Genomic DNA, 4760 nt, shown 5'->3' on the forward strand with positions numbered 1-4760 from the left:
CGAGGCCCAGAGGACGACGAAGGCATCCGGGTACTGGCGGCGCATCCGCGCGAGGTGTTCGAACAGCGGCGACAGCTCCAGCGTACGGATGTCCTCCGTGTAGTGTAGCGCGTCGGGGTGGTTGGCAGCGTGCGAAGCGATGGCGTTGGCGTCGTGGTTCACGCAGGCGATCACCTTGGCGCAAGGAGCTCCGGCATGCCGCGCAAGGTGTACCCCGGTCGAGGTGCCGCCCGCACCGCAGAAAAGGTCGATGTACAACAGTCGGATTTTATCGTTTGAATTCATTGAAATAGCTTTTTTTAACAGGTGAAATCGGCAGCCCGGCCATCATGGCCGGGCTGCCGTGTTGAATAGTGAAGGGAAGAAGACTATTGACAGCCTTCAACCGCCGTCAGTTCGGCCAGCTTTTCGACGAACGCCTGACTGAAAGGACAGCAATCGCAGACCGAACAGCACTGGTCGCCTTTCCGCAGGCAGGTTTCCCGATAGGCTGCAATCGACAACCTCCGTATCCTGTGGCGCTCCTCCTCCCTAATAGTTTCTACGGACGAAGATTTAACCCCGACGAGACGGCCATAAATGCCGTCGAGTTCTTCATCCGTAACCTCGGCGGCCATGTCGGGATAGTCGAGGATCAGCGTCTTTACAAAATTGACTTCCCGGCGGGCAATTTCCAGCTCGCCGAGGTTTATCAGTGCTTGCACATCGCTCAAATGCGACATGGCAACCATGCTTACTTGTCGTTTCATATTATTCATAATATTCATCCCAGATAACTTCATCCTCCCACACGCTGATTTCGAGACCCGAGCTAAGCTGCACGCGAACCCGCGGATAATCGTACTCCACGAATTCAACATGTCGATAGCCTAAATAGGATTTCTTCAGCGTGCCTGTTTGCCCTTCTTGCAATTCGTCATTGTCCATTGCCTTTAATTTTAACTTCATAATTTGAAAACGCCCCTATTTGCCTCTGTCCGAACAAAGTCGTCAGGAACTCATAAAATGTCGCAACCCTTATCTGGGTGGTACGATCGGGAAGAGTACATCGAAACATTCCGTCCGTTTCTTTGAATAGTCTCCATGTAGCATGATTCCAATCCGTAATGAAAACTACGGTTTTCATTACCGTAACCTCTATTGTCCGCATAGTAAAAAATAGCGGCTGACCTGTACGCCGCAAGGTGTCAGTAGTTGATGATTTCGCCATTGCCGACCGTGATTTCCCGAAGGACGCAATCGACGGTGATCCGCCGCCCGTCGATGTCGATCTGCCAGCCTTCGCAGAGGTTCCGAGCCCAGACCAGACGGGTCGTATCCATTTGCAGGCCGTAGTAGATCCGGCGGCCTTCGCGGAACGTGAAGTTATGCCGCCGGATCTTCGTCGTGATGGTCTTAACGATGTCCATACCGGTAGTTTTGTGCGACGTAGCGCAAGGTGAAACTCTTGACCGCCCTATACCACGACTGCGGCGTCTCGATCGAGCGGTTCATATGCTCCTTACAGCTATACTTGCCGTTGGCCGAAAGCGCCATGTACTCCCTGAGCTCACCCGTGATCCGCGTCCGAAACAGGTAGAACCACTCCCATTCGCAACACAGGGCGAGCTTGTCGGCATAGCACAACCGCGAAGGCCGAGCACCGTCCCGCCGGGAGTGGAACCGGGAATGATGCCGCGTGAACTCTTCCCAGCGTCGGCCGAAGATCCGCATGATCCGGGCCCCCAGCTCGACATGCGTTTCGCCTTCCGGGCCGTCCATGTTCGGCTTGCCCAGATAGCCCCAGTCATGGACGATAAACGCAACCCAGAGCCGGGGATCAGCCGGGAATCCGTACAACCGCCACCAAGCGATGAAAACCAGAAAAGGATGGATAAAGATGTTATGTGCTCCGAACAGGAGGCTTTTCGTACCTACTTTCATAATTTGCAGAATTTAATTACAACGACATGACGGCCGCCAGTTGGGCCTGACGGTATTTCGGGAAGATCCAGCCGGCGACCTTGCGGCCCTGATAAGTCAGACTGGAGTTGCGCTTGGCCTTGATACGCTCCAGAACCGACACATCGGAAGGTTCGTCGGTAAAGATGGCCAGGGCCTTCGCTGAATAGTCTACGACAAGAGCCCCGCGATGCAGACGCCGCTGGGCGATAGCTGCTTCCTCGCGGCGCTGCTTCTCGGCGGCCGCCGCACGGGCAATGACCTCTTCGACCTGTTCGGCCGCCAAGAAGGTCGGGTAAGCGAGATCCGCGAAGAATCCGCTGGCCGACTCGTGTTCATCGAAGATGAAACGCGTGCGGAAGTTCCGGAGCGACTTGAGCCCGATCAGCGTGTAGGTATAGCCGGCATGCTCGTCGAACATGATTTCGGTGACGATGCACTTCTCACAAAGAGAGTCCCCAAGCATGAAGCGTTCGACCACCTGGTGCAACGTCACGACCTGTCTGGACGTGTCGTAAACGATGCCTTTCGTTAATAATGCTACCTGTGCCATAATCGTGTGATTTAGGGAGCGGGACGATGCCCGCTCCAATAGTTACATATAATAGCGACTTGTAAAAACTACATATTGGCAAACAACTGCTCCTTCGTCCAGTCGTGAGTACCTCTCGATAAGCACTCGGACAGCCCAAGTCCTTAACCGCTTGTCATAGTAGAGCATTCTGCCAATTTCCTGAAGAGAGTAGTTGTAACCTTGTCTTGACAAGATCCGACAGATTTCCTTTGCGGCATGTTGTTTAATTCTGCGAGTGATTCTGTTAAGTGTTTTCATAATCGTGAATAGTTTAAAAGGTTAAATAGTGTGCTCCGCTGGGGCTTCGCTCCCCGCCATCCGCCGACCACATCGAGCGGAGCTGGTTAATACGTCAAAGAACTTGTTGTCGAAAACTCGCTAACATCCTCGTCACGCCCTTTACCCTTTCTATCGAACATATCATTTTCTCGAAGGTTTGCCGGGCTGTGATTTCCCTGCCGATGGATGTTTTCGAGATTTCAAAGAACGAGGGTCATCCCCTTACACGTTGCCTTCAGAGCCTTTCTGATACTCGTATGGGACGCTGACATTTTGTAATGAACATGGAGCGGCCGCCCGTTCCTCTGGAATGGGCATAGGCGGCCGCTCTCTACCGCTGAACCGGCGCAAGGGTTCCGGGAAATATTTTTGAAAAAATTTCTTCAGAGTGCCCCGGCCTGCCGGGGTAAATTTTTTCATCATAAACACAGTTCCCGAAGGGACTCCTAAGAAAATATTTCACGGGTTCATTGCCCGGCAAAATGCAGGGTCACTACTTTGTATCAGAATGGCCTGAAGGCAACGTGTAAGGGGTGACCCTTCAGGTCGCAGAAAGCTCGAATTCTGACAGTGGCCGGGTAAAACCGCAGCCCGGTCGTACCCCGAGAGAAAATACCGCTCTCCCTCGCAACGCGAGGGGTGCACTGCCGCGACGTGGAGAAAAGCGCGACTTGCAACGCCCTGCAAGTCGTGCTTTTTAGGAGCGATCAAGGCGCCGGCGAATGCCGGCGCCGAAAGAAAGCCCGCGACAAAAGGGGCCGAAGCCCCTATGCCCCATTCTCGGCCGGAGCCGTGTCGAAAAGCCTCATGCACAGCTCTTCTTCGAAGAAGCGAACGACCTGCTGCACGTCGCTCAATACCGAGAAGATAAAGGCCGGTTTCTCGCGCAGCTCCCTCAGCCAAGCCTTCAGGTAAGCTACGTTCTCGGCCCGAATGCCGCTCGACACGCCCAGGCCGAGGCCGACCAGGGCCGCCGAGAACTCTGCGACCAACTCCTCGCGGCCGTAAGCCGCCGTCGACGGCTCGCCCAAATGGCGGTCGAGACGGCCCGCCGAGCCGGTCGAGTGGGCCATTTCGTGCAGCATGGTCGAGTAGAAGGCTTCCAGGTCGTGAAACTGCTCCTGGCGCGGCAGGACGATCCTATCGTCACAGGGAGAGTAGAAGGCTGCATCTCCCGACTTCTGGAGGATCGGGCAGACCCACGACTGCGCGGCAAGCAGCCGCTCAAGCACGGGGTGCACGCTCCCCGACGGACGTGGCGTCATCGACTGACGCTCCAGGAGCTTCTGCCACTGTTCCGGGAAGCGCTCCTCGAAATCCGTCTGGTCGAGGTTCAGAACCGGATAATAGCGTAAACTGAAGCGCAGCACATACTCGGCGCGGGCGCTTTCGGGCAAGGCGTTGTATTCCTCGACCGTAAGATACCGGCGCTGACCGTCGGTCGGATTATTCGCCTGGTAAAAAGGTTTCCAGAATACCACCGGGAACTGTTTGGAGCCCTTCCTGACCGTCAGGCCGCGTTCTTTGGCCTGACGAAAGGTCAGGAATACCGGAGTCCGGTAACCCTTGACTTCCGTAAGCATGAGCAGCGTCAAAAGGTTCGTGCCGGCATACCTCTTACCCGTGATGTTGCAGGGAAGGAGGCCCTGGCCGTAGAACCACGGCTTTTGCCACGTTTGAGTCATGGATTCGATTTTCAAGACCAGCAGCTCGGCGATGTGCGCCGAGACCTTTTCGAGAACCTGTGAATGTCCCATTGATTTGTTGCAGACTTTATACTCCTGCGCCGGAGCTTTACACTGCCGAAACACTCGGAACAGCGATGCGGCTACCAGCCGGTCGCGGAGACTGCACCATAGGCAAGGACACGCAAGGAAATATTTACCGACGGCGCAGCCGGAGGGCGCTGCGCGCGGATCAATATTTCCGCAGCGTGCACGCGGGCGGCCGAGGCATCATGCCGAGG

At 55.3% G+C, this 4760-nt stretch carries 6 protein-coding genes and 1 pseudogene; all 7 read right to left on the reverse strand.

Features of this window, described 5'->3' with window-relative positions; all coding sequences use genetic code 11:
* Positions 1 to 285: pseudogene (locus B3C38_RS01555) on the reverse strand (DNA cytosine methyltransferase); the annotation flags it as partial.
* An 83-nt stretch (positions 286 to 368) separates the two neighbouring features.
* The gene (locus tag B3C38_RS01560; RefSeq protein WP_217733919.1) at positions 369 to 749 is read right to left on the reverse strand and encodes a hypothetical protein; all 381 of its coding nucleotides are present in this window, start codon (positions 747 to 749) and stop codon (positions 369 to 371) included.
* 1 nt (position 750) lies between these two features.
* A complete protein-coding gene (locus B3C38_RS01565; protein WP_217733920.1) occupies positions 751 to 927 on the reverse strand; it encodes a hypothetical protein in 177 nt (58 codons plus the stop codon).
* Between the two features lie 260 nt (positions 928 to 1187).
* Positions 1188 to 1409 (reverse strand): hypothetical protein, encoded by a 222-nt coding sequence (locus B3C38_RS01570; protein ID WP_217733921.1) that lies wholly within the window; start codon positions 1407 to 1409, stop codon positions 1188 to 1190.
* On the reverse strand, positions 1396 to 1923 hold the full coding sequence (locus B3C38_RS01575; RefSeq protein ID WP_286724613.1) for a hypothetical protein: 528 nt from the start codon (positions 1921 to 1923) through the stop codon (positions 1396 to 1398). The genes B3C38_RS01570 and B3C38_RS01575 overlap by 14 nt, the downstream gene beginning before the upstream one ends.
* 16 nt (positions 1924 to 1939) lie before the next feature.
* Positions 1940 to 2407, reverse strand: a complete 468-nt coding sequence (locus B3C38_RS01580) for a hypothetical protein (RefSeq protein WP_256166276.1) — start codon at positions 2405 to 2407, stop codon at positions 1940 to 1942.
* 1154 nt (positions 2408 to 3561) lie between these two features.
* On the reverse strand, positions 3562 to 4551 hold the full coding sequence (locus tag B3C38_RS01585; RefSeq protein ID WP_014774405.1) for an ArdC family protein: 990 nt from the start codon (positions 4549 to 4551) through the stop codon (positions 3562 to 3564).
* Positions 4552 to 4760 lie beyond the last annotated feature (209 nt).

The sequence above is a fragment of the Alistipes sp. UBA1686 genome (genome assembly GCF_002320215.1).
In the GTDB taxonomy this organism is placed as follows: domain Bacteria; phylum Bacteroidota; class Bacteroidia; order Bacteroidales; family Rikenellaceae; genus Alistipes; species Alistipes onderdonkii.

Excerpts from the sequence above, each read along its gene's own strand:
- B3C38_RS01560 (WP_217733919.1), bottom strand. The coding sequence starts at position 749 with ATGAAACGACAAGTAAGCATGGTTGCCATGTCGCATTTGAGCGATGTG.
- B3C38_RS01565 (WP_217733920.1), bottom strand. The coding sequence starts at position 927 with ATGGACAATGACGAATTGCAAGAAGGGCAAACAGGCACGCTGAAGAAA.
- B3C38_RS01570 (WP_217733921.1), bottom strand. The coding sequence starts at position 1,409 with ATGGACATCGTTAAGACCATCACGACGAAGATCCGGCGGCATAACTTC.
- B3C38_RS01575 (WP_286724613.1), bottom strand. The coding sequence starts at position 1,923 with ATGAAAGTAGGTACGAAAAGCCTCCTGTTCGGAGCACATAACATCTTT.
- B3C38_RS01580 (WP_256166276.1), bottom strand. The coding sequence starts at position 2,407 with ATGCTTGGGGACTCTCTTTGTGAGAAGTGCATCGTCACCGAAATCATG.
- B3C38_RS01585 (WP_014774405.1), bottom strand. The coding sequence starts at position 4,551 with ATGGGACATTCACAGGTTCTCGAAAAGGTCTCGGCGCACATCGCCGAG.